This is a genomic window from Tabrizicola sp. (assembly GCF_041911175.1).
GTDB lineage: Bacteria > Pseudomonadota > Alphaproteobacteria > Rhodobacterales > Rhodobacteraceae > Tabrizicola.
In genome coordinates this window covers 1-3,185 of record NZ_JAYRPN010000137.1, presented here as the reverse complement: position 1 = coordinate 3,185, position 3,185 = coordinate 1, and the positions used below count along the sequence as shown (strand labels likewise).

The 3,185-nt window shown below is 69.5% G+C and carries 2 protein-coding genes; both read left to right on the top strand.

The genetic code is table 11. The annotated features are described in order from the left end of the window. Positions 1-2,298, top strand: a 2,298-nt coding sequence (locus ACE3P6_RS19040; RefSeq protein WP_374398017.1) for a glycoside hydrolase TIM-barrel-like domain-containing protein, incomplete at its 5' end; no start/stop codon positions are given. 21 nt (positions 2,299-2,319) lie between these two features. Next, a partial coding sequence (locus tag ACE3P6_RS19035; protein WP_374398016.1) for a DUF2793 domain-containing protein occupies positions 2,320-3,185 on the top strand: 866 nt, incomplete at its 3' end.

Sequence of the window (3,185 nt, the reverse complement as noted above, 5' to 3'; positions counted from 1 at the left end):
TCGGACTGGCGCGACGGGTTCGAGCACGCGGATGCGCAGGCGGGCTGGCCTGCGATCTATGACCGGACCTATCTGCAGAGGAACATCGCGGGCGGCGAAGGCTTCGACTGGTTCTATGCCTCTGCCGCCGACAGATCCGCGCAGGTCCGCACCCCGATCACCGATGGCGCGGCGGCCAAGCCGTGGGTGTTCCGCTACAAGGACCTGCGCGCCTGGTGGTCGAACCCGCACTACAATCGCCCGGGTGGGGTGGAGAGCGGCACACCGACGGCGTGGGTGCCGGAGTCGAAGCCGATCTGGTTCACCGAGCTCGGCTGTCCGGCCATCGACCGGGGCACCAACCAGCCCAACGTGTTCTTCGACCCGAAGTCGTCGGAGAGCTTCACGCCGCATTTCTCGCGAGGCTGGCGCGACGACGCGATCCAACGCGCCTACCTCGAGGCCAGCTACCTCTGGTGGGGTCAGGGCGCGAACAACCCGACGTCATCCGTCTACGGCGGCCGGATGGTCCATGTCCCCGAATGCGCCGCCTGGACCTGGGACGCGCGGCCCTATCCGTTCTTTCCGGAGCTGACCGGCACCTGGACAGACGGCCCGAACTGGCGGCTCGGTCACTGGCTGACCGGACGGCTCGGCGCGGTGTCGCTGCCGGCCCTCGTGCGCCATCTCTGCCTGCGCGCTGGGCTGGCGGAAAGCCTGATCGACGTCTCGGGCCTCTGGGGCGCGGTCGAGGGCTATGTGATCGGGGCACTCGAAAGCCCCCGCGCCTCGATTTCCACCTTGGCCCGCCACTTCGGGTTCGATGCCATCGAAACGGAGGGCGTGATCCGCTTCGTCATGCGCGGCCGCGCCTCGGTTGCGACGCTCACCATCGACGATCTCGTCGCAAGCCGCGAGGGCGAGGCCTTCGAGCTGACCCGCGGCCAGGAGACCGAACTGCCCCAGGCGCTGAAATGGCAGGTCGCCCGCGCGGCCGAGGATTATGACGCAGCGCTTGTCGAGGCCCGCCGTATCACGGTCGACGCCACGCGCATTGCCTCGGAAAGTTTCCCGATGGCGATCCCGCCCGAAGAGGCCGAACGCCGCTGCCGCCGCGCGCTGATGGAAGCCTGGATCGGCCGGGAGAGCGCCACCTTCCGCCTGCCGCCCTCGCGGCTAGCCCTCGATCCCGCCGACGTCATCCGGCTGGCGCATGATGGCCGTGAGGTCGAGTTCCGCCTCGTCTCCGTCGCCGATGCCGAGGCGCGCGGGATCGAGGCTGTCCGCCAGGACCGCGCCGCCTACGATCTGCCGCCCGGCGATCCCCGGCCCGCTTCGCTGGCCAGCCCCGTCGTCTTCGGGACGCCGGAAGTGGTGATGCTTGACCTGCCGCAGATCAGCGAAGACCAGCCCGCACATCGGCCCCTGATCGCGGCCCATGCCAGTCCCTGGCCGGGCGAGATCGCCGTGTTCCGCAGCGCCTCCACGGATGGCTTCGCGTTGCTGACGACCTTCGGTAGTCGGGCGCGGATCGGCACGCTGGCCTTCGACTTCTTTCCGGGGCCGACCTCGCGCTTCGATCTGGGCAACGCGCTGGTCGTCGATCTGCTGTCCGGAACGCTGGAGAGCGTGACGGACGTTGCGCTGTTCGGCGGGGTCAATGCGCTGGCGGTCGAGGCGGCAGCAGGGGTGTGGGAGATCATCCAGGCAGGCGCGGCGGAACTCATCGCCCCCGGCCGCTATCGCCTGACCCGCCTGCTGCGTGGCCAGCGCGGGACGGAATACGCGATGGGCACCCCGGCACCGGCTGGGGCGCGGGTTGTGGTCCTGGACACCGCGCTGTCATCGCTGCCCATCGCCGAAGCCGACCTCGGTCTGCCTTGGAACTGGCGCATCGGCCCTGCGGCACGGGCCGTCAGTGACGCAAGCTATGCCGCGCTGGGCTTCGCCCCCTCCGGCCGGGGGCTTGTCCCCTTCGCGCCGGTGCATGCCGAACAGCCGTGGCGAACGGCCCGCAACACGGGCGATCTGACCATCCGCTGGACACGACGGTCCCGCGCGCTGGTCGCCGATGCCTGGGAGCAGGTCGAGGTACCCTTGGCAGAGGACCTGGAAAGCTACGACGTCCAGATCCTCGACGGGGCTGCGATCAAGCGCACTCTGACCAGCAGCACGACCTCCGTCCTCTACGCCGCCGCCCAGCAGACCACTGATTGGGGCGCGCCGCTCGGGCCGGGGCAGACGCTGGCCATCCGCATCTTCCAGCTCTCGAACCGCCTCGGCCGCGGCACGCCCGCCGCGGTCACGCTGCAATTCTGATCCCAATCCACGGGAATCCCCATGTCCGACACCACGACCCATCTGGGCCTGCCGTATCTTCTGGCCGCCCAGGCGCAGAAGCACGTCAGCCACAACGAGGCGCTGCGCCTGCTCGACGCCATGGTGCAGCTCTCGGTCCTCGACCGCACGCGCACCGCGCCCCCGGCCAGCCCGGCAGACGGCAACCGCCATCTGGTGGCCTCCGGCGCGACCGGCCTCTGGGCTGGGTGGGACTTGAACGTGGCCTTCTGGGTTGACGGCGCGTGGATCCGCCTCGTTCCTCGCACCGGCTGGATGGTCTGGGTCGCGGCCGAGGGGCTGTTCCTCGTCTGGAGCGGCAGCGTCTGGGAGGTCGTGGGCGAGCCGCGCGACGTCTCCGATGCCGTGTTCAGCCTGGTGAACGATGCGGACCCAACGAAGAAGGCGACATTCTCGCTGGCGGGGATCAGCACCGGCACCACGCGGAGTTTCACCCTGCCCAACACCTCCTCTGAACTGGCAATCCTTGCAGGCACCCAGACCTTCACGGGCAACAAGACGTTTTCGGGGACTCTGACCGCCTCGGGCACGGTCACCGTCTCGGCAGCGTCCGCCAGCATCGGCACGGCCACGACGACCGCGACCTACGGAATGGGCACCGGGGCGACGACCACCGGCGTCACCAAGACCGTGAACCTCGGCACCGGCGGCGCCTCCGGATCGACCACGGTCGTGAACATCGGCTCTGCGACGGCTGGCGCAGGCGGCACGACGGTGGTGAACACGCCCACGGTCACCTTCGCCAATGCGGTCACGCAGGTCGGCATGCCGCAGGCGAACCTGACTGCTCAGCTTCTCGGCCTCGGCGGGGCCACGGCGGACAGTTACAACCGGGTTTCGGTCAACAC